Genomic DNA, 25,939 nt, shown 5'->3' with positions numbered 1-25,939 from the left:
TGACTATGACGTATCCAGTATTTTATGTTGATCAATCAAGACCTATAGATTTGATTTGCATGGGAAGAGTTGCTGTTGATCTCTATGCCGAACAAATTGGTGTTGATTTATCGGATGTATCTAGTTTTAAGAAATATTTAGGCGGATGTGCTGGAAATATAGCGGTAGGTACTTCTCGTTTAGGTCTAAAGAGTCAACTATTTTCCTGTGTAGGAACAGATGACATGGGCGTTTTTTTGCAAAAAGAATTGTGCAAGGAGCGAGTAAATACTGATCTATTATCTACCTCGGATAAGCATTTGACTGGTTTAGTGCTTTTAGGAATAGCTCCACCTGATCGTTTTCCATTGATTTTTTATCGCAAAGATTGTTCAGACATGCAATTGCAGAATGAACACATTTCAGATGAAAGGTTGCTTCATTCAAAATCGTTGTTAATTACTGGTACTGGTATATCAACACAATCAATGAAAAACACTACCATTCAAGTTGTTCAAAGAGCTCGTAGGGCTGAGTGTGCTGTCATTTTTGATTTGGATTTTAGACCTGTTTTATGGGGACTTACGTCGGTTGGTAATGGGGAAAATCGTTACTGTCAAAGTGAAGTTGTGAGTAAAAGTTATCAAGAAATTATCCCTCTTTGTGATTTAATTGTTGGAACTGAAGAAGAATTGTGTATTGCTGGTGGGGCAAATTGTTTAGAACAAGCATTAGCTACTATACAGCAACTGACTAATTCACCCATCGTTGTTAAATTGGGTGAAAAAGGAGCAATTATTCATTTTGGTTCAAAACATAGCGTCTTAAAGTCTCAACCATTTCCTGTTGAAGTGCTCAATGTGTTGGGTGCAGGCGATGCATTCATGTCCGGTTTGCTCTTGGGTGTCTTGCAAGGAGAGTCATGGGAAAAATCGTGTCAATATGCTAATGCTTGTGGAGCCATCGTTGTTACACGCCATGGATGCGCCCCAGCAATGCCTTACAAGGAAGAATTGGAGTATTTTATTGCTGAATATTCCAAAGATCCCCTAATTTGGAGCAAAACTACATTTTTGCAATTGCATGATAGTTATAATCCATCCAGAAGCAAACATGCATTAATTAAAAATCCTTTAGGATTTTCTGACGGAATGAACAAAATCGTTTCGATGCATGAATCATTTACCGGTATGAATTTTTCGTCATTAAAGTTAAATAAGGGCGAAATGTATCAGTTCACACAGCACTATGAATTTGCTGCTTTATTACTTAGCGGAAAAGTTCTGTTTGATTATTCAGGACATAAGAAAGAAGCTAAACGAGTTGACTACTTTTCACAAAACCCCTATGTACTTCATGGAAGCAGAGCGCAACAATGTTCTGTTATGGCTTTAACAGACTGTGAGTTACTCCTCATTGAGACTGATAACGAACGAATCTTCGAACCAGTGTTATTTGATGAATCCAATATGCTTGAGTTAGATGAACGAGGAAAGGGAATTTTAGAGGATACCTCTTATCGGCTTGTTAGAACAGTGTTTGACAAACGCAATAGACCAGAATCAAATTTAGTGGTAGGTGAAATTATTACCTTTCAAGGAAGATGGTCAAGTTACCCATCTCATTATCATGATCAACCTGAAATCTATCATTATCGTTTTTCAGAGCCTCAAGGGTATGCTTTTGGTGAGAGCGGAAAAAACGTTTTAAGGATTGAACATTACGACACCTATCAAATTGAAAAAGATCAAACCCATGCCCATTGCACCGCACCGGGTTATGCTTTGTACACCCTATGGTTTATTAAACACCTGGAAAATAACCCATATGGAATACCTACGTTTGTTAAAGATCACGAGTGGACTCGAAATACTCAAGCGAATTCGAGAGTATTTAAGCGGAGAAAAAATCCATGAAAGTAAGACTAACAATGGCCCAAGCAATTCTTAGGTTTCTAGCCAATCAATACATTAGGATGGATAACGCTGAGTATCAATTTGTTAATGGTGTTTTCGGTATATTTGGACATGGAAATGTGACTGGCCTTGGTGAAGCTTTAGAATATGACTCCTACGGTTTAACTTATTATCAGGGACATAATGAACAAGGTATGGCGCATGCTGCAACCGCCTACGCTAAACAAAGAAACCGCTTAGGCATCATAGCATGTACCTCTTCAATTGGGCCTGGTGCTACAAACATGGTCACAGCGGCAGCGACTGCAACGACGAATCGGCTCCCGCTATTACTACTTCCTGGTGATGTATTTAGCTGTAGACAACCTGATCCAGTACTGCAACAACTTGAAGTGCCTTACGATTACACCATATCTGTAAACGATTGTTTTAAGCCAATCAGTAAATATTGGGACAGAATTGTTCGTCCCGAGCAACTAATGACTGCTTGTATGAATGCCATGCGAGTGCTAACTGATCCAGTTGAAACTGGCGCTGTTACATTATGTTTACCCCAAGATGTGCAATCAGAGGCTTATGATTATGAGGATTCTTTCTTTGATAAAAGAGTTTGGTCTATAGATAGAGTACCGGTGTCTGTGGATGCTTTGCAGGATACTGTGAAACTGATTCAGAATAGTAAACAACCTCTTATTATCGCCGGAGGAGGGGTGCACTATTCATTAGCTAGTGAGGAACTGGCAACTTTTGCAGAACGTTATAGAATTCCGGTTGCTGAAACCCAAGCAGGTAAAAGCAGTTTACCATCCACACATCCAATGAATGTTGGAGGTATTGGTGTAACTGGTTCTGAGGCAGCAAACTGCTTAGCAGCACAAGCGGATTTAATTTTGATTATTGGTTCTCGACTACAAGATTTTACGACCGCGTCTAAATGGGCATTTAAAAATAAAGAATGTCAAATGGTCCATTTGAATGTATCTCGCTTTGATGCAATGAAAATGAATGCCCACATGTTACGAGGTGATGCAAAGATTGGGTTAATGCAATTGCAAGCACAGCTCGGAGATTATCAAACATCAAATACCTATCAAAAGCTCATCATTCAGTATCAGAGTGAGTGGAAACGAGAGGTAAAACGATTGATAGAGCCATCTATTCCGGATAATCTTGGTTTACAACAAACTGCTGTCTTAGGTGTATTAAATCAATTGGTTGGAGAAGATGACGTTATCATCTGTGCAGCTGGAAGCTTACCTGGTGATTTGCATCGAATATGGGGTTCCAAAAAAAGCAAAGACTATCATCTTGAATATGCCTACTCATGCATGGGCTATGAAGTAGCAGCAGGATTGGGTGTTCGCCTGGCTAAAGGACAGGAAGGAGAGGTCTATGTTTTAGTCGGTGATGGTAGTTTTGTGATGATGCATTCTGAATTATTAACTGCTCTTCAAGAACATCAAAAAATAACGGTCATTCTGTTCAATAACCATGGTTATCAGTGCATAAGAAATTTGCAAGAAAGCCAAGGCAGTCTGGGATTTGGCAATGAATTTCGCTACCGAGATAAAAATTCAAATGCCTTGACTGGCGAATACTTGCCAATTGATTTTTGCAAATACGCAGAAGGTTTAGGAGCAAAAACCTATCTTGCGTCCTCATACGATCTTCTTCGAAATGCTATACATGATGCTAAAGCCAATAGCGAATGTTCAGTGATTGTTATTCCAGTGTTACCAAAAACAATGAGCCAAGGTTATCAAACATGGTGGCGAGTAGGGGTAGCTGAAGTATCCAGCTCCAGTAGGGTTAGTGATGCATTTAGAGTTATGCAAGATAAAATTAGTGAAGTACAAGATTATTAGAGGAGGACATGCAGTATGGCTATTCAATTGGGAATTTCTCCCATCAATTGGTGCAATGATGATGATCCTTCTTTAGGAGAAGAAATAAGCTTTGAACAATGCATTAATGAAATGGCTTTGTCAGGTTATGTCGCTACTGAGTTAGGTAATAAATACCCTAAACAGCAAGAGATTTTAAAGTCTGCATTAGACCTAAGAGGGTTACAGTTATCAAGTGCCTGGTTTAGCACCTATTTCACTGTACCAGAGTTGTATGAAGCCACATTAGAACGATTTATGGAGCATATGAGCTTTATGAGAGCTATGGGGGCTTCATTTATTAATGTTTGTGAGTGTGGTCACTCTATTCAAGGTACGGATAAGTCAATTTTAGGAAATGCAAAACCACAATTTAATGAAGAACAAAGAGAAAACTTAATTAGTGGTTTGCATGCAATAGGTCGCATCGCTAATGACTTCAAAGTTCAACTTGCCTATCATTACCATGCAGGGACAGGGGTTTTCAAGCAAGAAGAAATTGATTTTCTGATGACAAATACCTGTCCTACTCTAGTCTCTTTATTACTAGATACTGGACATGCCCTCTTTGCTGGAATTAACCCAATCGATTTAATCAAAAAGTACCGTGAACGAATTACCTACGTTCATCTTAAAGATGTGCGTAAGGAGGTATTAGAGACAGTTAGAGATAAAGGGTTAAGCTTTATGGATGCTGTTAGAGCAGGGGTCTTCACAGTTCCTGGTGATGGTGCTATTGATTTTCAACCAATCATTAGCCAGTTACAAACAATAGGGTATCAAGGTTGGGCAATCGTTGAAGCTGAACAGGATCCTGGGAAAGCGAATCCATTACACTATGCAAAGATGGCGTTCGACTACTTAATTCCTATGATTTCATGATCTTATACAAGATAAACAGTGCCCTTATTGCTTTCAAAATTGGTGATGTTTTCTAAAGTTGTTTGAGCGATATGAAGTACTGCTTCTTGGGTAAAAAAACCTTGATGGCCGGTTATTAGCACGTTTGGAAACGTAAGTAATCGGCAAAATACATCGTCATTAATGATCTCTTCAGAGTGATCTTCAAAAAATAAGGGCTCTTCCTCTTCATAGACGTCAATTCCTAGGTAGCCTAGTTGTTTGATTTTTAATGCGTTTATTGCCGATTTAGTATTAATTAGCTTCCCTCGACCGGTATTAATAAGCATGACTCCTTTCTTCATAAGAGCTATTGTTTGCTCATTGATAATATATCGTGTTTGATCATTTAAAGGACAATGAAGGCTAATGATATCTGAAGATTTAAGCAACTCAGTGATGTCAACGTATTCCAATCCCAGTTTTTTACATTCCTCACTTGGTTGGGGGTCATAACCTAACAATTTACAGCCGAATCCGTTGAGAATACGTGCTACCGCAGTACCAATTTTACCCGTACCAATAATACCGACTGTTTTTTGAAATAAATTAAATCCCATTAAGCCATGCAGTGAGAAATTACCCTCTCGTACTCGGTTGTGTGCTTGGTGGATTTTTCTATTTAGACATAAAATTAGAGCTATAGTATGCTCGGCAACTGATTGAGGAGAATAGGCGGGTACTCGGCACACCTTAATTCCTTTCTTCTTAGCATACTCAATATCAACATGGTTATAACCCGCAGATCTTAATGCAATGAGTTTAACTCCTTTCTGGCTTAATGCGTTGATGACTTCAGAATTGATAAAATCATTTACAAAACAACAGACTACGTCGCTTGCTTCGAGTGCATTAACACTTTCAGGAGTTAAATGAAAATTTAAATAGTTTATTTGATGATGATGAGTTGTATTTGCCTGATCAAATATGGGCTGCTCAAACTGTTGGGTACTTAAAAATGAAATTTTCATTGTTGTTTAAAATGAATAGATAGTGATTTATTCTAACGTACAACAAGAAGCACCGAAAGTACTACACACTCATGGAAACATACTTCATAAAAGTAACCTATACTTCTTTATAAGCTGTCTCATTATAAAGATGATCATTAAATAAAGGATTATAGGTAAGTATGTCAAGAATAATTATTGCCTTACTGATGATTTTTATTGCTTGTGATGAGCCGAGTGCTGCAAAAAGATTAGTACAGTTGCGAGATCTATACCAAATCCAATACCTTAGTGAACCAGAGATTTCTCCCGATGGAAAATGGGCAAGTTATACGGTATCTAGGTACACTGAAAGAAATAATAGTTCAATCAGCGAAATTTGGCGAGTGACTTTGGATGGTAAAATCAGTGAACCACTCATGTTTTCAAAAGATGCTGATTATTCGATGGCAAAATGGAGCCCTGATGGTCGTTGGTTAGCCTATTTATCAGATGCAGGAGAGGATGGTACAAACCAACTCTGGTTGTTATCTACTGATACCAACACCCCCCAACAATTGACCTATTTTAATGGTGAAGTGACCGATTACTCCTGGGCTCCCGATTCACACCAAATAGCCTTTGTAGCTCAAGAGAGCAGCAATAGTTATAACGAGCCTATTGTTGTTGATCAATTTCAATTTAAGATTGATGGCATTGGATATCTTCATCAAAAGCTGCAAAAATTATACATCATTCGTCTTACTGATAAAGAGATTACTCAGCTCACCAATGGAGATCATGATGAGTACTTACCAGCATGGTCACCTGATGGAAAATACATCGCTTATGTTTCAAGACGAGGGAAAGATGCAGATCGGCATTTCAATGATGATATTTTTTTAATAGAACCCCATAAAACTGCAGAGGAGAAGCAATTAACGCATTTTTTGGGAAGCGATATGAATCCTGATTATGATTCAAAGCTGTCATGGAGCCCAGACAGTAAAAATCTTGCTTATATACGCAGCAATGAACATCAATGGATTTATTATTCACCAACACAACTGGCAACAATAAATATAGATACTGGGAAGGAGTCTATTCCTGTTCCCATCGATAAATGGGTATTTAAGCCAACCTGGTCTAAAGACGGGAGTTCGATTTATGTCCTGATTGAAGAGAGTAGAAACACTTATTTAAATCAGGTGAATCCAAGTACAGGTCAAATAAAGAAATTAACTTCTGGTCTACGAGTCGATTCAGAGTATTCCCTTAACCAGAATAAATTGGTTGTTTTAACTTCAGATGACACACATCCTTCTGAGCTATACAGCGTATCTCCTTTGTTTAAGCAGATTACGTTTCAAAATAAAGAGTTATTAGAAACGGTACAATTTAAAGAGGTTGAAGATATTGAGTTTAAAAGCACAGACGGGACAGTTATTCAAGGCCTATTAATAAAACCAGAAGAATATATCGCTGGAAAACCTGTATCTGGTTTTATATTTCTTCATGGCGGGCCAGTATGGCAATTTAGCCATGAATTTAATTTTGAAACTCAGTGGCTAGCTGCAAATGGTTATGCTGTTATTGAGCCGAATCCGAGAGGTAGCTCTGGAAGGGGATTTCAATTTTCTAAAGCAATTTTTGCTGATTGGGGAAATTTAGACGTTAAGGATATTCTGGCTGCTGCTGATTATGCAGTATCTATAGGGGTTGTTGATCCAAATCGTTTAGGTGTAGGTGGGTGGAGTTATGGTGGTATTTTAACCGATTATGTTATTGCATCGGACAATCGCTTTAAAGCCGCAATCTCTGGTGCAGGAAATGCAAATTTTTTATCCAGTTATGGCGTAGATCAGTATTCTCCTGAGTACGAACTCGAATTAGGTAAGCCCTGGAAAAATAAAGATTTATATTTTAAATTAAGTTACCCGTTTTTTAATGCAGATAAAATTAAAACACCTACTTTATTCCTGTGTGGTCAACTGGATGTCAATGTTCCTTGTGCGGGATCGGAACAGCTCTATCAGGCACTAAAGTCACTAAATATTCCTGCAGAATTAGTTATCTATCCTAACGAATATCATACGATTGAAAAACCTTCATTCATAATCGATAAATTGCGAAGGTACGCGATCTGGCTCGAAAAATATCTCCATTAGATGTTGATATCCATCACTGTAAACCATCATTTTATTTAGAATGATAGTTCCAAAACTTAGGCATAGCGAAGCAGCACAGGCTTACACCAACAATACATAGAACACCTCCTGATATCAAAGCAGTTCCAATTCCTAGGCAAGAAGAAACCAATCCAGCACGTGTATCTCCAAGCCTTGGGCCACTGAGGTAGCTAATCATTTCTATTCCAGCTAGGCGTCCACGAAATTCAGTGGGTATAGTGTTATTCCATAAAGAGCTTCTAAAAATACCACTGACTGCATCAAAGGCTCCAGATAGGGCTAAGAAAAACAGAGCCAGCCACAGTGACGAGGACAAGCCAAATCCTATAATTGCTACACCCCATAATGCGGCTGATAGAGCAATTGCTCTGCCTTCATGTTTTATATGGGCCGTCCAACCGCTGACAAACGAGATAATTAAAGAGCCTACAGCAGGTGCCGCATACAATAATCCAAGTGTTTTCACCCCACCAAACTGCTGAGCTATAGCTGGCAATAGAGCATTTGGCATTGCGAAAACCATAGCAAAGAAATCGACAAAATAACTCCCCATTAATTCTTGTCGCTGATAGGCAAATTGAATGCCTTGTTTTAAAGAAGTAAGTATTGAAGGGTGCTCTGCCACTAGAGGTTTTGGCGTATTATGCATTAATGCAATATTAAACATTGAAATAACAAAAGTTAAAAAATCAATGAGGTAGGTAATCATAACCCCAAAATGAGCGATAATTAAACCAGCAATAGCTGGGCCTATAATCATACAGAAACTAAACTTGAAGCTTCCCAATGCCCCAACTTTTTTGTAATCCCCGGGGTCTACTATTTGCTGAGCGATACTATCAAACGCTGGACGATGCAATCCAGTAATTGCTGACATGAGAGCAGAGATGATGAACATTAGATAGATATTTGGAGTGTGTAGAAGCGAATTAAGTGCTAAACCTAAGCAGCCAACAGCTAATAAAGCTTCACTGATAAGCAACAATGCACGACGATTGTATCGATCAGCAAAAACACCACCAATGAGCGCAGTGACAACAAGAGGCAACAACTGAGCTAGGCTTAATAGGCCAACCATTAAGCTCGAATGAGTAATTTCATAAATTTGAAAGGGCAGCGCAACGCTTGTAACCATTGTGCCGATAAACGAAACAAACTGACCTGTAAATAGTAATCTGAAGTCACGGTTTCGTTTCAGAATAGACAGATCTATTAAATGACTCATAGTTAAGCATTTTAGAATATTAGAGTAAAGTAATGATTATACTCAATTGAACATAAAATACGAATACATTAAAAATACTGAGCCTCAACCGTGAGAGAGTGTAGATAGTCGAATTATCTAATCGGCTTTCTCACGGTTGAGGTTCAGTTGTCTAGTTTTAGAGTGGTGATTTGCATTGATTTGAACCAACGCACAATTCATCAAGCCACTACCTAGTACCCGTATTTTATATAAGCTCCAACTCATGTTTCTGCTCTATACCCTGAGTACTATTCCCTTGGGTATAAGAATGTTTGCCAGTGCCAGCTAATTGACCATTGTGAACAATAAGATACTCATCACGTATTGGTTTATTAGTTAACCAGCACTCAAGAATCTCTCTTACCCCTGCCGCATATCTTGCTTGGGCTGATAAAGTTGTGCCTGAGGTGTGTGGAGTCATTGCATGGTGCGGCATGGTGCGCCAGGGATGGTTTGCAGAAGGGGGTTGAGGAAACCATACATCACCGGCATATCCAGCTAAATGTCCGGACTTAAGAGCGGTAGTTATCGCGTCTTGATCACAAATTTTACCTCTAGCTGTGTTGATTAAATAGCTGCCTCTCTTCATCATCCGGAGCATGCGCTCATTAAACAAATTCTCTGTTTCAGGATGTAGTGGACAATGGATTGATACGACGTCGCATAATTGAACCATTGATTCGACAGTTGGGTGATAGGTTAAGTTTAATTCTTGTTCCACTGCAGTAGGTAAGCGATGTTTATCGGTATAATGAAGATTTACATCAAAGGGCTTTAATCGCTTTAACACAGCTAAACCAATGCGTCCGGCAGCGACACATCCAATATGCATACCTTCAAGATCATAAGAGCGGCTAATGCAATCAGCAATGTTCCATCCACCTTGAATAACTGTTTTGTATTGTGGGATATAATCTCGAACAAGTGACAAAATCATCATGACTGTATGTTCAGCTACGCTGATACTATTGCAGTAGGTTACTTCACAAACTGTAATGTTATGCTCAATTGCGGCTTCAAGATCCACATGATCCGAGCCAATTCCAGCGGTAATGGCCAACTTAAGTTTAGGAGCAGTTTCGATTCGATCGCGTGTGAGGTATTCGGGCCAAAAGGGTTGAGAAATAACTACGTCGGAGTTTTTGAGCTCTTTAGCAAAGACAGAGTTTGGACCATCTTTGTCATTAGTTACAATAAATTCATGCCCTGAAGACTCGAGGAACGTGCGTAAACCTAGCTCTCCACTAACCGATCCTAATAGTTCACCAGGAGTAAAATTGATTGCGTTTGGACTTGGTAATTTTTGTCCATCAGGGTATTCAGTTAATTCCGGTATTGAGGGTCTCGCATACTTAGGTGGGTATCCTGTAAGGGGGTCTTCGTAAAGAACACATAGAATTTTTTGTTTAGATACATCAGCCATGAAATACTCCTTTATTTATAGCAAAAAACTAAAAATGTGGACAAACCAGCAAGACACTATACGCGAATTGCGTTTGATGACAAACCTAATTCAAGAATTCATGGCAATTTTTTTTAATTTCTAGTAAATTAACGGGTTTGTGAAATAGAACATCCTGAGGGTTATTTAGGCCATGCTGAATACGTTAATTAAAAAAATGTTTGGAAGTCGAAACGAGCGGACATTGAAGCGAATGGAAAAAACAGTTATGGCCATTAACGCATTTGAACCGCAAATGCAAACTTTATCCAATGATGAATTAGCGGCTAAGACATCACAGTTTAAAGCCAGATTCACTGATGGGGAAAGTTTGGATGAATTGTTGGCCGAAGCTTTTGCTACGGTCCGAGAGGTTTCATTAAGAACTTTAGGTCTAAGGCATTTTGATGTGCAAATGATTGGTGGCATGGTCCTTCATGAAGGAAATATTGCTGAGATGCGTACTGGAGAGGGTAAAACGCTTGTTGCTACACTTCCAGCTTACCTTAATGCCATTAGTGGTCAAGGTGTACATGTGGTTACTGTTAACGATTACCTTGCCAAACGTGATAGCCAGTGGATGAAGCCAATTTATGAATTTTTAGGTCTGAGTGTTGGTGTGATTTATCCAGACATGTCGCACAGCGAAAAGCAAGCGGCTTACAGCTGTGATATTGTGTATGGAACTAACAATGAATTTGGTTTTGATTATTTGCGTGACAATATGGCCTTTAGTCTTGGTGACAAAGTCCAGCGCGAATTAAATTTTGCGATAGTGGATGAGGTGGACTCCATATTAATTGATGAAGCACGCACTCCCTTAATTATCTCTGGTGCTGCAGAAGACAGCTCAGAGCTATACATTAAAGTAAATTCTCTCATTCCACATTTAAAGAAACAAGAAGAGGAAGGTGGGGCCGGAGACTACACGATAGATGAGAAACAGAAGCAGGCGCACTTAACCGAAGAAGGTCACCTAAATATTGAATCAATGCTGACCAAAGCTAAGCTTCTTAATCCGGGAGAGAGCTTGTATCATGCAAGCAATATCATGTTAATGCACCATGTTAATGCCGCTCTGAAAGCACATGCTATGTTCCACAAAGACATCGATTATATTGTTAAAGACAATCAGGTGGTTATTGTCGATGAACATACTGGACGAACCATGCCTGGTCGTCGTTGGTCAGAAGGGCTTCATCAAGCCGTTGAGGCAAAAGAGGGTGTGCGAATTCAAAATGAAAACCAGACTTTGGCTTCCATTACATTTCAGAATTTCTTCCGAATGTACAATAAGCTTTCAGGAATGACTGGAACGGCAGACACTGAAGCCTATGAATTCCAGCAAATATATAATTTGGAAGTGGTTGTAATACCTACGAATAAGCCCATGGTTAGAAAGGATGAGGCAGATTTGGTTTATTTGAGCCAGTCCGATAAATTTCAAGCAATTATTGATGACGTGCGTCAATGCATCGAAAAGAAACAACCAGTACTAGTTGGAACAGTATCCATTGAAGCATCAGAACACTTAAGCCAACTATTGAAAAAGGCAAACATTAAGCACCAAGTTTTAAATGCGAAATTCCATGAAATGGAGGCGCAAATCGTTGCAGAGGCAGGACGTCCAGGCGCTGTAACCATCGCTACAAATATGGCTGGTAGAGGAACAGATATTGTTCTTGGAGGTAGCTTAAAGGCTGATTTAGCGCAATTACCTGAAGATGCTACAGAAAAGGAAAAAGAAGGATTGAAACAAGAATGGCAAAAACGTCATGATGAGGTTATTGCAGCGGGCGGCTTACGAATTATTGGTTCGGAGAGGCATGAATCAAGACGTATCGATAATCAATTGAGGGGGCGTTCTGGGAGACAGGGTGATCCAGGAAGTAGTCGATTTTATCTTTCACTTGAAGATAATTTGATGAGAATATTTGCGTCTGAGCGTGTGGCCAATATGATGCGACGATTAGGTATGCAACCTGGCGAACCCATTGAGCATGCATTGGTAACACGCGCCATTGAAAATGCACAGCGCAAGCTTGAAGGACATCATTTTGATGTGAGAAAACAACTTCTTGATTACGATAACGTAGCGAATGATCAACGGCAAGTGATTTATACCCAACGTGCCTCCATTATGGAGATGGATGATACTTCAGATGTCATTACCATGATGCGAGAGGAGGTGATTAGCTCTTTAGTCGATACTTATATTCCGCCACAGAGCTTGGAAGATCAGTGGGATGCACAAGCTTTATCGGATGTATTGGCTGATGAATTTAAAGTATATGCCCCTGTTCATGAATGGATAGATAAAGACCATAGTATATTGCCAGAACAAATCAAAGAAAAAATCATTGCTTTAGCAATCGATCATTATGCCACAAAGGTACATCAAGCAGGAGAATCAGTCATTTCTCAGTTTGAGAAGTCGATTATACTCCAAACTCTAGATAGTCATTGGCGTGATCATCTCGCAGCAATGGATCAACTACGTCAAGGGATTCATTTAAGAGGGTATGCACAAAAGGATCCTAAACAAGAGTACAAACGTGAAGCTTTTAATTTATTCACTATGATGCTTGATAATCTGAAATACGAAGTTATACGTATTCTTTCTTCAGTACAAATTCAAACAGAAGACGATGTAACTGCTGTGGAAGAACAACGCCGTGCTGAACAAGTCAAAAAAATGAATTTAATGCATGCGAGTTCTCAGGACGAAGAGGAGTCAAATGAGCCTCAGACCTATCGAAGACATGAACGTAAAACTGGACGAAATGACCCTTGCCCATGTGGATCTGGTAAAAAATTCAAATCATGTCATGGAAGCTTGGTGTGAAAGTCGCTGTTGCTGTACTTGTAGATAATCAACAGCGAATTTTAATTACTCAACGACCCTTGCAGGCATCTCATGGTGGCTTTTGGGAGTTTCCTGGTGGGAAACTAGAGCCTGGAGAGTTAGCTGAGGAAGCTCTGATTCGTGAAGTGAAAGAAGAAGTAGGTATCGATGTACAAGAGTATCATTATCTTGGAGATGTTCATCACACTTATCCAGATAAATCCGTTCAGTTGATGGTTTTTCTTGTAATGGCCTTTAGTGGAAACCCAGTATGTAAAGAGGGACAACTTGATATGAAATGGATTCGATTTAATGAATTAAATCCAGATGATTTTCCAGAAGCCAACCATGCTGTTCTGACTATGATTCAGAAAAATCAATTGTTCTAGAAGTTTACCCCATTATTTCCTAGCTTAATTAGTTATCTTAAACGCTCACATGTGATTTATCTTGTGGAGAACGAGCTGCTTCCATGAAGGAGCGGCTAACTCTTGTTCAAAATAAAACATTAAATTTTTAATGTGCTAATAATTCATTAATATTCATAATGTATAATAAATACACTAAACGGTATTAAGTTGGTTAGGATGGATGCCTGAAAATTAAAGTAATTGAGGTATATGATGCAAACTAAGAGTGAAACGACAACACAAGAGCCAACAAAAAAAAATAAAACCCCAGCTACCTATGAAGTAGTAGTCTGCGTAAAGAACACTAATAATGAAAATGGTCCTGGGCATGTATCTGGTTTTACAAGCAAAAAAAGAGATGGACAAACTTCAATCACCCATACCAGTTATTTCCCTGGCGCTGTAGGAAGCTTAATTAACGGGTTTACATTTGGATCCGTACCGGTACCAGGTCAACTTGAACCAAAGCATGAACAAGATTTAAAAGAAGCTGACCATGTGTTAAAAGCAACTCTGACTAAAGACCAATATAAGCAAATGAAAAAAGCTCAGAAAGAGTTTAGTCAAGAAGTAGAATCTGGTCAAAGAACATATTCAGTTTTTAGTACTTCGAACCCATTAGCCAGCTTTTTCCCTAATGTTCTGAGAGGGGGTACTGGTGCTAAATTGGTGAAGGAGAAACTTGGTTGTGAGCCACCCGAAGATCACTTTGGTATGCCGGTATACGATAATGATCATCCTAAAGTACCTAAACTAAAGGTAGATAACTGCGCAAGTTCCGTTACACACCTGTTAAAAAAGGGTGGGTTTAAGTTTGAAAACCCAAAAATACCAACCTTTTTTACTCCTGCATTGCAAGAATTAGGTTTTGAGGAAGTATCGAAATCCATGTTTTCAGCAAAAAAATAACAGGAGTATGTTGATTAACATCAGTAATTCGGTCATGCATGGATATGCATGGCCGCAATTTTTAAAATAGTTAAGAATTTACAACCTCTGACACCGGATCTGCTTATAATCTGAGAGGTTAATTTTTCGTTAATACAAACAGGATATAATGCGCGTCAAAGTGATGTATTAATAATCGGTATGGATGCCTCAGTGTATTAAATATGAGGTTAAGAGATGCAAGTAAAGAAAGAAGTAAAACCAACTTTGCAAAAAGAGACGAAGTATGAAGTGGTTGTTTGTGTTAAAGACACCAACAATGACAATGGACCTGGGCATGTCTCTGCCTTTACACGGAGTACAAGTGAGGGTGAAGAAAGCACCGTTACTCATACAAGTTTTTTTCCTGGAGCAATTGGAAGTTTACTTAACGCGCTAACTTTGGGTTCAGTTCCTGTCATCGGACAACTTGCTCCTGACCACCAACAAGATTATGACGAGGCTGATCATGTCCTTGTTTCTCCGGTAAGCAAAGAACAATATCAAGACATGAAAAAGGAACAACAGAAATTTAGCAAAGAGGTGGAAAATGGTCGTAGTATTTATTCGGTGTTTGGTACGACAAATCCATTTGCAAACTTAATACCCAGTTTCTTAAGTGGTAGTGAAGGGGCAAGGCAGGTTTCAGAGCAATATAAAGCTGAGGTTGGCTGTTTCCCTCCAGAAGATCACTGTGGTATTGAAGTATACAGCAATGATAAGCACCCTGAAGTTGTTCCCGAACCGATGAAAGTACATAATTGTGCAAGTTCAATTACAAGTATTCTACAAGCCGGTGGGTTTAAGTTTGATAATCCAACAATTCCCACATTTTTTACTTCGCAATTACAAGACTTAGGTTTTAAAGAAATCAACAAAGAACACGTTTTACCTGGTGGCTCAACTGGCACATTCAAAACAAAATAATAACTCATTATACGTCATCCTAACAAGGTGTATTAATTTGGCGTATATTAGTTTAATATTGTTCACTGGATGGTGATTAATGCATAAGGATGATTATGTTTTCATATTTTAAATCGTTTGGAAAAGACCGCTCTGATTCTCCTAAATTAACTGAAGTACCTAAGGAGAGTAGTAAAATCACTCAGACGCCCTTGCCACAAGCACAAGCTGATGATTCCAAAAAGGATACATGGGTTTACATTTGGAATATGACTGCCAATTCTCCTGGCCATGCTGCAGTGCAAATCGGTGGCGCTAAGCCAAAAGTGAAAGAAAGTGATGCGGGAGAGTATGGAAGCTTGCATCCAGAAAAAATCCCCTCAGTTGGCGTCACAACCGTTTTACCTTTACCCGCTCACTTTGCTACCACTTTAACTGAAGATATGGAAACCTTGGGTGAGTCTAAGAGTACACCATTCATAAGTGACATGGATTTACCTCCACAACCTCTAGCATCTAAAACTCCAAAACCTTTACCGCCTGATGAAATTTATCACTTTAAAGGTCTTGATACTTCTAAAATGAGCAAAAAAATGGCTCAAGCACGGAAAGAAGTGGACTCTGGTGATATGAGTTATCAACTGTTACCAAACCTGAATCTGGTGAAGTTTTTTAAAGACAGCGCATCATTTATAGCCCAGGATCCTGTGGAGATTGAAATGCGTCGTCGAGCAAATGAAAATGATCCCACCAATTCATCAGCACATAATTGCACCTCTCTTGCGAGTGACATTTTAAAACAAGGTGGGATACCGATTAATAATCCGAACTACATACCCTGGTCAATTACTCCAAATGGCTTGTCCGATGAGTTAAGTAATTTTGGAAATAAATTGTAACTAGTTAGGAATTTAAAGGATTAAAGTGGTCTACAATTATAACTGGCAAAAAGCAATTTCCATATCAACACTTTGGTCGTGAATTTCTCTGGAAGAAATTAGATCATAAAGACGAATGGTTAAGCTATGATGTCCCAACTGAAGTTTTGGGGCAATTTCTAAGTTTTTTTTCATTTTTAATAAAATAAGATGGTTTACCAGTTTGGGTGAAATACTATGCTGGTAAAAACCGTTTTGCGCTCGAATGGCGATAAACTCTGTTGTACTTCTAAGTAATGATAAATAAATATTTACAGTGTCTTCTAAATCACTTAGGCAATGAAGCCACTTGGTGAATTGTTGTTGTCTTACTTTTGCCTCAGAATCAAACCATAGCACCAATTGGGGGGAATTAAACTCGCATTCTCTGGTATTTGGGTGATGAATCTGGCGCAGGGTTCTTAAAAATTCATCATCCTGTATTGAGTTACTGAAGCGTCCGGGTACATGGCTTATTACGTGAATCTGAGTAGCCAAAGTATCAATCAACGCATTACTGCTTAGTTGATTGGGTTTTTTTAAAACATGTTCGATGCGAATTAACTCCTTAATAAACCGACTTTTTAGCTCGGGCTTTTCAATGACTTCAGCAATTTCGATCATGCTTTTGAGAGCAAAACGATGGATAACTTCGTGCGACTCATGACATGCTTGATTTATGGATTTGAATAAATACTCTAAACGTAACGCTATACGGGATAGGAAATGGGTAGCAAGCTGAAAAGTTATCATCTGATTAGACATACATTTATGCCATCCTTAGCGAAAATAATAGTGGTTACATGACAAACTGGCAACAGACTATCACAAAAGTTATTGAAAATAAAAGACATATGCAAATTTAGCTGAGGCTGCTTTCTTGTAAATACCTATGATGTAGTTTTTCCACTTTTGACTTCAATGCTTGTATTGTATTGTCATTGATTAAAACATCATCTGCAAGGGCCAATCGACTAGACAATGATGGCTGAGAAGCCAAGATATCCAATGCGTGTTGTTTCGAGCAATTATCTCTAGTGACTACGCGCATAACTTGGGTTTCTATAGGAGCTGTAACAACAAGAATTCTGTTTAAGTATGGATAATCATCCTTACTAGTCAATAAAGGGATTTCAATTAGACAGTATGCTGAGTTTGTTTTTGATACCTCTTGTTGCATTTTGATTCTGATGGCAGGGTGCAGTAACTGTTCAAGCCATTCCTTTTGTTTTAAGTCTTTGAAGATAATTTCACGTAGTTTAGGTCGATTTAAATGATCAGACTGATCAAGAATAGATTTACCAAAGTGAGAAACTATTTGCAAATAAATTGGGGAGTTCTTTGCAGTGAGCTCTCTAGCAATGTTATCTGCATTGATAACCTGGACCCCTAGTTTTGAAAAAAGATGAGCAACAGTACTTTTTCCGCTAGCAATATTACCAGTTAACCCCACCGAATAGACCATCAACCTCTGCTCCGACATTTATATTTTCGCAAGTTGCTGTGTTTGTATAACAAGTTTCAGGCACAGTGCTTTTATCTTTGCAAAATGCTTGTGATGCAAGTGCTGCATCGTCTCTTTCTCTGTAATAATTACTTTTCCATGGTTGGGCTACACGATCGTAAGTGGTGCATCTCCACAATGGACTTGTACTGATACCATCAACGAAGTGATCACAACTTGATATAGACGTGGAGCAACTTTCTGGAAACTTACTGTTTTTCTTACAATCAGAGTAAGCTAAATTAATAGCAACTTTTTGATAAAAATTGGTAGCAGTCCACTCATAGAGCTCTTTGTCTTGAGTTTGACATTGCCAGTAGCTATTGGGGTTTGCATTTGCGATTGAAGAGAATAATGCAAATACAAAGAATAAATAATAAAAGAATCTGATACTTTTCATTCTATTTCTCCTTGTAGCAAAATTGACAACTCTTGTATACTAAGTGCTTTAGAATAAAACCATCCTTGTAACAAACCCACACGACGCTCTGTTAAGAAATCTACTTGTTCGGCTGTTTCAACTCCTTCAGCAATAATTATCAGTCCTAATCCTTTTGCCATTTGAATAATGGCATCGTTTAATGACTCGGTTATAGCTTTTGTTCCTATTGCTTGTATAAATAATTTATCGATCTTTAAATAATTAAAGGGAAAATGCTGTAAATAACTTATGCTTGCATGTCCTGTGCCATAATCATCAACGGCTAATGAAAAACCTTTTTGTCTTAATTCAAGCATTTTATCCTTAAAAATAGAATCATTCTTATCGAGAAGGTCTCTTTCTGTGATTTCTAATAAAATTTGGCTTGATGAGATTGAATATTTTTCAATAAGTTTATAAAAATGAGTAAAAAAATACGGATCAGTAAAATGCAGAGCTGATAAATTAAAAGCGATATGAAAATAAGGATAATTTCTTAGTACTGGTTTAGAATCTTTTAATGCTAGGTCAATAATTTGTAGAGTAATCGGAATAATTAGACCTGTTATTTCTGCCTCAGAAATAAATACATCTGGCATAATAATGTTGTTTTCTTCATCCCTCCACCGTAGCAAAACTTCCACTCCAGTAAACCTTGCTAACTCCTGATTAAATAATGGTTGGTATACAGGAAAGAATTCCTTATTTTTAACAGCTATTTTCATCAGTCCATGCAGTGAGTATCTTTTTTGTAGAACCATCTTACATAGGTAATAGAGTACCAGTGAAGCGATAGAAAAAATGACTGTCAATATAATTTGATAGCGCCAAAAACGTGCTTTTATAGTGGTTGAGTTTTCAAACACAACAACGGATACGTCATTGATACTTTGCAATTTATCAACCGCAAAAATACCTCTAAAATTATGTGTATTCATAGTTTCTGGATTAGGACTAGTCATCCAACTGTGATGATCGGGATTTTGTTCAATGCGTAAAATGTTTTTGTTTTCAAGTGAGTTAAATAGAGCAACAGAGCTTGAAACGTTAAAGGATGTTTGCATTTGTTTACTAATTACTGAAGCAACTATAATGAGATCAACGTATAAATTTCCGATTTGTTGTTTTACTACGTAAGTAGGCTGATCAAATAATTGAAGAGTAAAAGGGCCAAGGATGGTTCGAGCCTTTATCGTTTTACTTAACTTACCGTCATTCATTGGTAATGTACTGCAAATAATAGATTGCTCTTTATCACGAATAATTACACCGCTTATGTTAGGATTATTTAAAGTGATATGCTCCAGAAGAGGGTATAATTCAGAGTTGCAATTGACTTTTTTTCCATAGACAGGTATGGCGTATACCTCTTGGAAAAGGTCTTCAAAAAACCGGTCTAGGTTGTTGCTAATCTCGTTGGAAGCGTCTTTTAGTTCATTGTATGAAGTAGTAAGACTAATTTGAGAATTAATAGACAGTGCTAACAGCAAAATAAACACATATCCTATAAACCATAGAAATCGGAAGTGCTGATTTACAAACCGTAATATCCTATGAATGTATTGATTCATTTCCTATTTGTATTGTAGGCCTCTAGTATTGAGTTTAGTGTGATTTCAGCTAAATTCATAATTATTTCTTCGTTTGTATTTAAAGGGGGTAACCAATACACGGTGTTACCCAGTGGGCGAATTAAGGCTCCCATACTAATTGCTGTTTTATAGATTTCATAACCCATTCGTTGTTTGGGCGGATCCACTAAGTCCGCTGCAGTGATTGCACCAATTCCACGAACATTGGTCAAACAACCACTGATCTGGGCGATTTGTTGCATTTGCTTAAACATCATTGAACCTATGTTTTTTGCATGATCAAGCAAATTCTCATTTTGTATTGTATGGATAGTAGCTAATGCAGCAGCGACACCTAATGGATTTCCACTGTAGGTGTGTGAATGTAAGAATGATTTTTTGGCATCGTAGTCGTTATAAAATAAATCAAATATGTCATGATCTATCATAACGCAACTAAAAGGTATGGAGCCTGAGGTTAATCCTTTTGATAAACAAAGAATGTCTGGTTCAACTTGAGCATGTTGACAAGCAAGCCATTCACCTGTACGGCCAATTCCTGTCATGATTTCATCTGCAATCAAAAATACATCGTTCTTGCTTGCCCATAAGGATAGCTTTCGTAACAGATCTTGGCTGTAGCAAAGCATACCACCTGCACCTTGAACGATTGGTTCAAAAATAATGGCACATACTTGGTCACTTATAGTATCCAATTCTTTTTCAATGATAGCCCAATGATTGTCACAGTTATTCCAATAGGGATCTTCCCCATTAACGACATAGGGTACTTCGTTAATAATATACGAATTGATTCCAAATGATTGGTAAGGGGCTTTAAACAATCCTAAATCGCTAACAGCCAAAGTACCTAATGTTTCACCATGATACCCATTTTTTAATGAGACAAACTTATTCTTGGTGTTGTAACCCTTAAGTTGTGTAGCATGTATTGCTAATTTCATGGCAATTTCTATAGCGCTGGAGCCGTCGCTTGCATAGAATGAATGTTGCTTGCCTGTTATTGTTCTTAATGTTTCCGCAAGCTCAACAGCCAGAGGGTGCGTAGTGTTAGCACTAATTACATGCTCAAACTGATCGAGTTGTTTTTTTATGGCTGCAATAACATTAGGATGCCCATGACCTAATGACTTACACCACCAGCTTGAGATGCCATCAATTAACTGGCCTTGGTCAGTGTATAAATAGTTTCCCTTTGCACCATGAACTACAAGTGGAGAAAAATCTTCAAAATCTTTCATTTGAGTACAAGGATGCCAAATATGTTGAAGGTCTTTTTGAATTAATTCTTTGGTGTTAACCATGTTTTGAAATTTTGGTTGACAAGCAAGCCGGTGACTTTATCATGTTCATCATTAAAAATAAAAGGGGATGGAAGTGAGTGATACTAAAAAAAAATGGTCAATAGCAGAAATTGAGTCAATATATCTAAAACCGTTTAATGATTTACTGTTTGAAGCCCACACAATACATCGAAAATATCATGACCATAATTCGCTACAGTTTGCTACCCTACTAAGCATTAAGACAGGGGCATGTCCAGAAGATTGTGGATATTGTTCTCAAAGTGGTCATCATAAAACGCATGTTGAAAAAGAAAAACTGATGTCCGTACAGGATGTTATACAGTCTGCAAAAAAAGCCCAAGAAGGTGGTGCGAAACGATTTTGTATGGGGGCTGCATGGAGATGCCCTCCAGATAAAGCGATGCCTCAATTAAAAGAAATGATCGAAGGTGTTAAATCACTTGGATTAGAAACCTGCATGACGTTAGGTATGCTGACTAGAGAGCAAGCTTTAGATTTAAAAGAAGCCGGTCTTGATTATTACAACCATAATATTGACACTTCGCCTTCCTATTATGACAAAGTCGCTACTACGAGAAAGTTTAGTGATCGCTTAGATACGTTGGAGCAAGTAAGAGCTGCAGGTATCAACGTCTGTTGTGGTGGCATTCTGGGATTGGGCGAAACAAGAGAGGATCGCATTGAGTTTTTATACACATTAGCGAACATGGATACTCCCCCAGAGAGTGTACCGATCAATCGATTAATCCCTGTAGAAGGCACACCACTGGCTAAGGCAGAGCCAGTTGAGGGAATTGAGCTTGTTAGAACTATTGCTACAGCGCGTATCATTATGCCAACCAGTGTAATAAGACTAACTGCTGGTCGAACAGAAATGAGCGATGAGCTTCAAGCTTTGTGCTATTTTGCTGGGGCAAACTCTGTCTTTATAGGTGATAAACTATTAACTGAAGGGAACCCACAGAGAGTTCAAGACAAAAAACTATTTAGCAAGCTTGGTTTGACAGAGATGGTTTAAATGTCCTTAAGTCAGCAAATCATTGAATACACCGATCGGCTAAGAGATAAAGGGCTGTTTCGACGTAGAGTGCTTAACGATTCTAATCGTCAATCAGATATCTATTTTGATTCAAATGATTATTTATCTCTCATTGGTGACTCTCGAATCATTTCTGTCTATGAGAAAGCGTTCAAGACTTCGCCCAATGGCAGCGGTGCATCAATGGTATTGAGTGGTTATCACCCTGAACATCAATTGTTAGAAAGAACAGTTTCCGAGCTATTGGGTGTGGATGATTGTCTTATTTTTTCTTCCGGATATGCGGCCAATTTAGCGGTTTGTTCATTACTGGGTCAAATCAGAGCATCGTGCATTATTGACAAAAATTGTCATGCCTCGATTTACGATGGTTTGTCATTAGCAGGTATTCAATTCAATCGCTATTCTCATAATGATTTGGACAATCTAAATAAGGTATTAAATAAAACATCAGGGAATGTTGCTGTTCTAACTGAGGGGATATTCAGTATGTCTGGTCAAGAGGCTCCACTACACTCGATGTGGTCGCTGAATGTGAATCAGAGATTTGATCTGTTTGTCGATGAAGCTCACTCCTTTGGTGTGATAGGTCGACAAGGTCGAGGAGCTGTTGATCATCATCAACTCACTCAGAAAGAGGTTCCTTTACGAGTTATCCCTTTAGGAAAAGCATGTGCTGCTCAAGGGGCGGTGATTGCTGGCGCATCTCATTGGATAGAGGCTTTATTACAAGCTGGGCGATCATTCATCTATTCCACTGCTATCAGCCCAGCATTGTGCTATGCAGTTCTCAAAACAATCGAGATCATTGTCGATGCGGATGAGCGTAGAGATAAATTAAAACAACTCATTCTTTATTTTAACGAAAGGCGTCGAATTTCACCTTTAAGTTGGACAGAATCACAGTCGTGTATTCAACAACTTAGACTAGGATGTGCTAAAAAGGCCATGTATTATGCAGAACAGTTAAAAAAACAGGGCATCAATTGTTCTGCTGTTCGAGTACCTACTGTAAACCAGCAAGCATCTGGATTGCGAATAATTATTAATTATAAACATACTGAAAAACAAATTGATAAACTATTTAATGAGTTGCATTTAATTTATGAACGTACATGTGTCTAAATATGGTCATGGAATACCCGTTGTCTTTTTTCATGGGTGGGGGTTTGATAGAAAAATATGGGAGCATTTAATCCCTTTTCTTGAAAAGGAAATCCAACTAATTCTTGTCGATTTACCAGGTTTTGGTTTGACGCCTATGATGAATTGGGAATCCTTCAAATCCAATTTATTCAAGCGGATTCCCGAACAGTTTCATTTGGTTGGGTGGTCAATGGGTGGACTTTATGCAACCAGGCTTGCCATTGAGTCACCCACTAAGGTAAAACGATTATTAAATATCACTTCCTCTCCGCATTTTATTAAGGACCAAGATTGGCCTGGGGTTGAGGCGGATGTTTTTTCCCACTTTTACAACAATTTATCCAAAGATATAAAAAGCACTTTAAACGAATTTATTTCTTTGCAAATGAATTATAAAAACCTATCTATACCATTGGGTAGTCCACCTTCTTCGGAAGGGCTTCAACATGGTTTAACTATTCTAGGTGAATGGGATTTTCGCAATAAAATCAACCAGTTGACTATGCCTGTCGCCTATTATTTTGGGCGCCTCGATCCCATTACCCCGGTAAAAGTCATGGAAAAAATGCAGCTTATTTATCCAGATCTTCACTACGTGTTATATAAAAAAGCAGCTCATATGCCATTTCTCTCGCACACCGATCTTTTTATAAAAGACTTTTTAGAGTTTATTAAATGAAAAAATACTTTATTACTGGAACTGATACGGATTGTGGAAAAACTTACATTACAAATCAATTGAATCGATTAGTTAATGATTCAGCCGCCATTAAACCAATAGCCAGCGGTTGTGATGAAATTGATGGGGAGCTGTTCAATTCTGATGCGTTGTTACACCAGAAACATAGCGATTTACCGATGGACTTAATCAATCCATGGCGGTTTAAATCTCCAGTATCACCGCACCTAGCAGCTCAAGAGGCCTGTTCTACCTTAGATATTCAGGCGATTGCCTCATATTGCTTAAATTTTTCAGATCCCACTATTAATACGTTGTTTATTGAAGGTGCCGGTGGATTAATGGTTCCTTTAAACGAAACATCCACTTGGTTGGATTTTCTAAAATTAACCGAATTCCCAGTTATACTGGTCGTGGGAATGAAGCTTGGGTGCTTAAATCATGCTTTATTGACTCAAGCTGTTATGGAGTTGAATCATGTTGAGTGCATTGGATGGGTTGCGAACTGTATTGATCCAGAGATGTTAATGTTGGATGAGAATATTGATACTTTGAAACACAAGTTAAATTTTCCTTTATTGGGTGTTGCTCCTTATAATCAGGGAATTAGGGAGTTTATCTGGCCACCGCACAAGACGCCCTGATTTCGCTACTTTAAGGTCTTGGCTCGGTTAGCTCCCAGCAAATCTGAGCCAAGACCTTAACGTAGCGAATAAAACATCCTATCAAATTGTTTTTTTCTTGCGCTTGAATACCCTAAGGCATTATAATATAAAGTTAAATTTCCAATTATAAAGGCTATGGAGAAAGGTTAGATGCCAATCTATGAATATGAGTGCTCAAGTTGTCATCACCATTTTGATTTGATGCAAAAAATTTCAGACGCACCAGTAAAACAATGCCCTAAATGTTTTGAAAATACAGTTGTAAAACTCATATCACCAGCAGGATTTCAGTTAAAAGGAACTGGTTGGTATGCAACTGATTTTAAAAACAAAGGAAGCAATGTAAAATCTTCTTCCGGAGACAGCTCCACTGAGCCCACATCGAGTGAGCAAAAATCGACAGAGTCACCAGCTTCAAATTCATCAGAGTCTACAAAATCAACTCAAGGTGAAGATTAGTGAAGTCAAAATCCATTAAAGCGTATCTATTAACTGGATTGGTAGTTTGGCTACCCATTTTAGTTACTATTGGAGTTGTGCGCTTTATCGTTGATTTATTGGATGGTATTTTTCGTTTATTTCCTAATGCCTATCGCCCTGAAAATATATTCGGCACCTATATCCCAGGATTAGGGGTTATTTTATCGCTACTTTTGTTGTTTGCAACAGGATTATTAGCCACGAATTTTTTTGGGCAAAGGCTGGTTAGCTGGGGAGAGTCCATACTCGCAAAGATACCTCTGGTCCGGTCAATATATAATGCGGTGAAGCAAGTTATTCATGCTGTTTTTTCAACCAATAGTCAAGCATTTCGCAAAGCTCTATTAGTCGAATACCCCAGAAAGGGAATTTGGAGTGTCGGCTTTCAGACAGGAACAACCGTTGAAGAAATTAATGAGAAATCAAAACAGGATATGATATCAATATTTATACCAACAACTCCAAATCCAACCTCTGGCTTTTTAATGATGGTCCCCAAAAAGGACGCTATTGAGTTAAGTATGAGTATTGATGAAGCATTGAAGCTAATTATTTCATTGGGTGTTATGCAACCCAGTTCGACAAAAGCAATAGAAACAACAAATTAATATTTAAGGT

At 38.3% G+C, this 25,939-nt stretch carries 23 protein-coding genes; 15 read left to right on the top strand and 8 right to left on the bottom strand.

What is annotated here, in order from left to right:
* The first annotated feature begins 5 nt into the window (after positions 1 to 5).
* The 3 genes from iolC to iolE are packed head-to-tail and all read left to right on the top strand — an operon-like array spanning position 6 to position 4,660.
* Entirely contained in the window at positions 6 to 1,895 is a 1,890-nt protein-coding gene (gene iolC, locus Lwal_RS15875) for a 5-dehydro-2-deoxygluconokinase (RefSeq protein ID WP_058481766.1), read from the top strand.
* Complete coding sequence (gene iolD / locus Lwal_RS15870) at positions 1,892 to 3,760, top strand: 3D-(3,5/4)-trihydroxycyclohexane-1,2-dione acylhydrolase (decyclizing) (RefSeq protein WP_058481765.1); 1,869 nt, start codon at positions 1,892 to 1,894, stop codon at positions 3,758 to 3,760. The genes iolC and iolD overlap by 4 nt, the downstream gene beginning before the upstream one ends.
* A gap of 15 nt (positions 3,761 to 3,775) precedes the next feature.
* Positions 3,776 to 4,660, top strand: coding sequence for a myo-inosose-2 dehydratase (gene iolE, locus Lwal_RS15865; protein ID WP_058481764.1), 885 nt, complete (start codon positions 3,776 to 3,778; stop codon positions 4,658 to 4,660).
* A gap of 2 nt (positions 4,661 to 4,662) precedes the next feature.
* On the opposite strand, the gene Lwal_RS15860 is transcribed toward iolE, so the two are convergent.
* A complete protein-coding gene (locus Lwal_RS15860; protein ID WP_058481763.1) occupies positions 4,663 to 5,649 on the bottom strand; it encodes a 2-hydroxyacid dehydrogenase in 987 nt (328 codons plus the stop codon).
* A 161-nt stretch (positions 5,650 to 5,810) separates the two neighbouring features.
* Between Lwal_RS15860 and Lwal_RS15855 the strand changes: the two genes are divergently transcribed.
* Positions 5,811 to 7,775 carry a S9 family peptidase gene (locus tag Lwal_RS15855; protein WP_058481762.1) on the top strand — a complete coding sequence of 655 codons (1,965 nt, stop codon included), beginning with the start codon at positions 5,811 to 5,813 and terminating at the stop codon, positions 7,773 to 7,775.
* Positions 7,776 to 7,806: 31 nt separating this feature from the next.
* Here the strand turns inward: Lwal_RS15855 and Lwal_RS15850 are convergent, their stop codons facing one another.
* Together Lwal_RS15850 and Lwal_RS15845 are read right to left on the bottom strand one after the other, a co-directional pair.
* Positions 7,807 to 9,021, bottom strand: a complete 1,215-nt coding sequence (locus Lwal_RS15850; protein ID WP_058481761.1) for an MFS transporter — start codon at positions 9,019 to 9,021, stop codon at positions 7,807 to 7,809.
* A gap of 226 nt (positions 9,022 to 9,247) precedes the next feature.
* Positions 9,248 to 10,465 (bottom strand): NAD-dependent formate dehydrogenase, encoded by a 1,218-nt coding sequence (locus tag Lwal_RS15845; RefSeq protein WP_058481760.1) that lies wholly within the window; start codon positions 10,463 to 10,465, stop codon positions 9,248 to 9,250.
* A 172-nt stretch (positions 10,466 to 10,637) separates the two neighbouring features.
* Here Lwal_RS15845 and secA point away from each other — a divergent pair, with 172 nt between their 5' ends.
* From secA to Lwal_RS15820, 5 genes are all read left to right on the top strand, one after another.
* On the top strand, positions 10,638 to 13,328 hold the full coding sequence (gene secA / locus Lwal_RS15840; RefSeq protein ID WP_058481759.1) for a preprotein translocase subunit SecA: 2,691 nt from the start codon (positions 10,638 to 10,640) through the stop codon (positions 13,326 to 13,328).
* Positions 13,307 to 13,717 (top strand): 8-oxo-dGTP diphosphatase MutT, encoded by a 411-nt coding sequence (gene mutT / locus Lwal_RS15835; RefSeq protein ID WP_058481758.1) that lies wholly within the window; start codon positions 13,307 to 13,309, stop codon positions 13,715 to 13,717. The genes secA and mutT overlap by 22 nt, the downstream gene beginning before the upstream one ends.
* A gap of 231 nt (positions 13,718 to 13,948) precedes the next feature.
* Positions 13,949 to 14,647 carry a hypothetical protein gene (locus Lwal_RS15830; RefSeq protein WP_193787244.1) on the top strand — a complete coding sequence of 233 codons (699 nt, stop codon included), beginning with the start codon at positions 13,949 to 13,951 and terminating at the stop codon, positions 14,645 to 14,647.
* A gap of 216 nt (positions 14,648 to 14,863) precedes the next feature.
* Positions 14,864 to 15,592: a hypothetical protein gene (locus Lwal_RS15825; RefSeq protein WP_058481756.1), complete on the top strand. Its 729-nt coding sequence runs from the start codon at positions 14,864 to 14,866 to the stop codon at positions 15,590 to 15,592.
* Positions 15,593 to 15,687: 95 nt separating this feature from the next.
* Entirely contained in the window at positions 15,688 to 16,470 is a 783-nt protein-coding gene (locus Lwal_RS15820; protein WP_058481755.1) for a hypothetical protein, read from the top strand.
* A gap of 36 nt (positions 16,471 to 16,506) precedes the next feature.
* On the opposite strand, the gene zapD is transcribed toward Lwal_RS15820, so the two are convergent.
* The 5 genes from zapD to bioA form a co-directional block, all read right to left on the bottom strand.
* On the bottom strand, positions 16,507 to 17,253 hold the full coding sequence (zapD, locus tag Lwal_RS15815) for a cell division protein ZapD (protein ID WP_058481754.1): 747 nt from the start codon (positions 17,251 to 17,253) through the stop codon (positions 16,507 to 16,509).
* Positions 17,254 to 17,350: 97 nt separating this feature from the next.
* Entirely contained in the window at positions 17,351 to 17,953 is a 603-nt protein-coding gene (gene coaE, locus Lwal_RS15810; protein WP_058481753.1) for a dephospho-CoA kinase, read from the bottom strand.
* On the bottom strand, positions 17,925 to 18,392 hold the full coding sequence (locus Lwal_RS15805) for a hypothetical protein (RefSeq protein WP_058481752.1): 468 nt from the start codon (positions 18,390 to 18,392) through the stop codon (positions 17,925 to 17,927). The genes coaE and Lwal_RS15805 overlap by 29 nt, the downstream gene beginning before the upstream one ends.
* Positions 18,389 to 19,984 (bottom strand): EAL domain-containing protein, encoded by a 1,596-nt coding sequence (locus tag Lwal_RS15800; RefSeq protein WP_058481751.1) that lies wholly within the window; start codon positions 19,982 to 19,984, stop codon positions 18,389 to 18,391. The genes Lwal_RS15805 and Lwal_RS15800 overlap by 4 nt, the downstream gene beginning before the upstream one ends.
* A complete protein-coding gene (bioA, locus tag Lwal_RS15795) occupies positions 19,981 to 21,309 on the bottom strand; it encodes an adenosylmethionine--8-amino-7-oxononanoate transaminase (RefSeq protein WP_058481750.1) in 1,329 nt (442 codons plus the stop codon). The genes Lwal_RS15800 and bioA overlap by 4 nt, the downstream gene beginning before the upstream one ends.
* 73 nt (positions 21,310 to 21,382) lie before the next feature.
* On the opposite strand from bioA, the gene bioB reads away from it, so the two are divergent.
* The 6 genes from bioB to Lwal_RS15765 all read left to right on the top strand — a co-directional run bounded on the left by bioB (position 21,383) and on the right by Lwal_RS15765 (position 25,929).
* A complete protein-coding gene (bioB, locus tag Lwal_RS15790; protein ID WP_058481939.1) occupies positions 21,383 to 22,330 on the top strand; it encodes a biotin synthase BioB in 948 nt (315 codons plus the stop codon).
* Positions 22,331 to 23,476, top strand: a complete 1,146-nt coding sequence (locus Lwal_RS15785) for an aminotransferase class I/II-fold pyridoxal phosphate-dependent enzyme (protein ID WP_058481749.1) — start codon at positions 22,331 to 22,333, stop codon at positions 23,474 to 23,476.
* The gene (locus Lwal_RS15780; protein ID WP_058481748.1) at positions 23,457 to 24,176 is read left to right on the top strand and encodes an alpha/beta fold hydrolase; all 720 of its coding nucleotides are present in this window, start codon (positions 23,457 to 23,459) and stop codon (positions 24,174 to 24,176) included. Before Lwal_RS15785 ends, Lwal_RS15780 begins: the two co-directional genes overlap by 20 nt.
* Positions 24,173 to 24,820, top strand: coding sequence for a dethiobiotin synthase (bioD, locus tag Lwal_RS15775; RefSeq protein ID WP_058481747.1), 648 nt, complete (start codon positions 24,173 to 24,175; stop codon positions 24,818 to 24,820). Before Lwal_RS15780 ends, bioD begins: the two co-directional genes overlap by 4 nt.
* 171 nt (positions 24,821 to 24,991) lie before the next feature.
* Positions 24,992 to 25,300: an FmdB family zinc ribbon protein gene (locus Lwal_RS15770; protein WP_058481746.1), complete on the top strand. Its 309-nt coding sequence runs from the start codon at positions 24,992 to 24,994 to the stop codon at positions 25,298 to 25,300.
* Complete coding sequence (locus Lwal_RS15765) at positions 25,300 to 25,929, top strand: DUF502 domain-containing protein (RefSeq protein ID WP_058481745.1); 630 nt, start codon at positions 25,300 to 25,302, stop codon at positions 25,927 to 25,929. The genes Lwal_RS15770 and Lwal_RS15765 overlap by 1 nt, the downstream gene beginning before the upstream one ends.
* Positions 25,930 to 25,939: the final 10 nt, after the last annotated feature.

It is taken from the genome of Legionella waltersii (genome assembly GCF_001468085.1).
Classification (GTDB): Bacteria; Pseudomonadota; Gammaproteobacteria; order Legionellales; family Legionellaceae; genus Legionella; species Legionella waltersii.
This window is presented reverse-complemented; position numbering and strand designations above follow the sequence as displayed.

What these genes read in the sequence shown, in the direction of transcription:
- iolC (WP_058481766.1), top strand. Translation starts at nt 6, where the DNA reads ATGACGTATCCAGTATTTTATGTTGATCAATCAAGACCTATAGATTTG.
- iolD (WP_058481765.1), top strand. Translation starts at nt 1,892, where the DNA reads ATGAAAGTAAGACTAACAATGGCCCAAGCAATTCTTAGGTTTCTAGCC.
- iolE (WP_058481764.1), top strand. Translation starts at nt 3,776, where the DNA reads ATGGCTATTCAATTGGGAATTTCTCCCATCAATTGGTGCAATGATGAT.
- Lwal_RS15860 (WP_058481763.1), bottom strand. Translation starts at nt 5,649, where the DNA reads ATGAAAATTTCATTTTTAAGTACCCAACAGTTTGAGCAGCCCATATTT.
- Lwal_RS15855 (WP_058481762.1), top strand. Translation starts at nt 5,811, where the DNA reads ATGTCAAGAATAATTATTGCCTTACTGATGATTTTTATTGCTTGTGAT.
- Lwal_RS15850 (WP_058481761.1), bottom strand. Translation starts at nt 9,021, where the DNA reads ATGAGTCATTTAATAGATCTGTCTATTCTGAAACGAAACCGTGACTTC.
- Lwal_RS15845 (WP_058481760.1), bottom strand. Translation starts at nt 10,465, where the DNA reads ATGGCTGATGTATCTAAACAAAAAATTCTATGTGTTCTTTACGAAGAC.
- secA (WP_058481759.1), top strand. Translation starts at nt 10,638, where the DNA reads ATGCTGAATACGTTAATTAAAAAAATGTTTGGAAGTCGAAACGAGCGG.
- mutT (WP_058481758.1), top strand. Translation starts at nt 13,307, where the DNA reads ATGTCATGGAAGCTTGGTGTGAAAGTCGCTGTTGCTGTACTTGTAGAT.
- Lwal_RS15830 (WP_193787244.1), top strand. Translation starts at nt 13,949, where the DNA reads ATGATGCAAACTAAGAGTGAAACGACAACACAAGAGCCAACAAAAAAA.
- Lwal_RS15825 (WP_058481756.1), top strand. Translation starts at nt 14,864, where the DNA reads ATGCAAGTAAAGAAAGAAGTAAAACCAACTTTGCAAAAAGAGACGAAG.
- Lwal_RS15820 (WP_058481755.1), top strand. Translation starts at nt 15,688, where the DNA reads ATGTTTTCATATTTTAAATCGTTTGGAAAAGACCGCTCTGATTCTCCT.
- zapD (WP_058481754.1), bottom strand. Translation starts at nt 17,253, where the DNA reads ATGTCTAATCAGATGATAACTTTTCAGCTTGCTACCCATTTCCTATCC.
- coaE (WP_058481753.1), bottom strand. Translation starts at nt 17,953, where the DNA reads ATGGTCTATTCGGTGGGGTTAACTGGTAATATTGCTAGCGGAAAAAGT.
- Lwal_RS15805 (WP_058481752.1), bottom strand. Translation starts at nt 18,392, where the DNA reads ATGAAAAGTATCAGATTCTTTTATTATTTATTCTTTGTATTTGCATTA.
- Lwal_RS15800 (WP_058481751.1), bottom strand. Translation starts at nt 19,984, where the DNA reads ATGAATCAATACATTCATAGGATATTACGGTTTGTAAATCAGCACTTC.
- bioA (WP_058481750.1), bottom strand. Translation starts at nt 21,309, where the DNA reads ATGGTTAACACCAAAGAATTAATTCAAAAAGACCTTCAACATATTTGG.
- Lwal_RS15785 (WP_058481749.1), top strand. Translation starts at nt 22,331, where the DNA reads ATGTCCTTAAGTCAGCAAATCATTGAATACACCGATCGGCTAAGAGAT.
- Lwal_RS15780 (WP_058481748.1), top strand. Translation starts at nt 23,457, where the DNA reads ATGAACGTACATGTGTCTAAATATGGTCATGGAATACCCGTTGTCTTT.
- bioD (WP_058481747.1), top strand. Translation starts at nt 24,173, where the DNA reads ATGAAAAAATACTTTATTACTGGAACTGATACGGATTGTGGAAAAACT.
- Lwal_RS15770 (WP_058481746.1), top strand. Translation starts at nt 24,992, where the DNA reads ATGCCAATCTATGAATATGAGTGCTCAAGTTGTCATCACCATTTTGAT.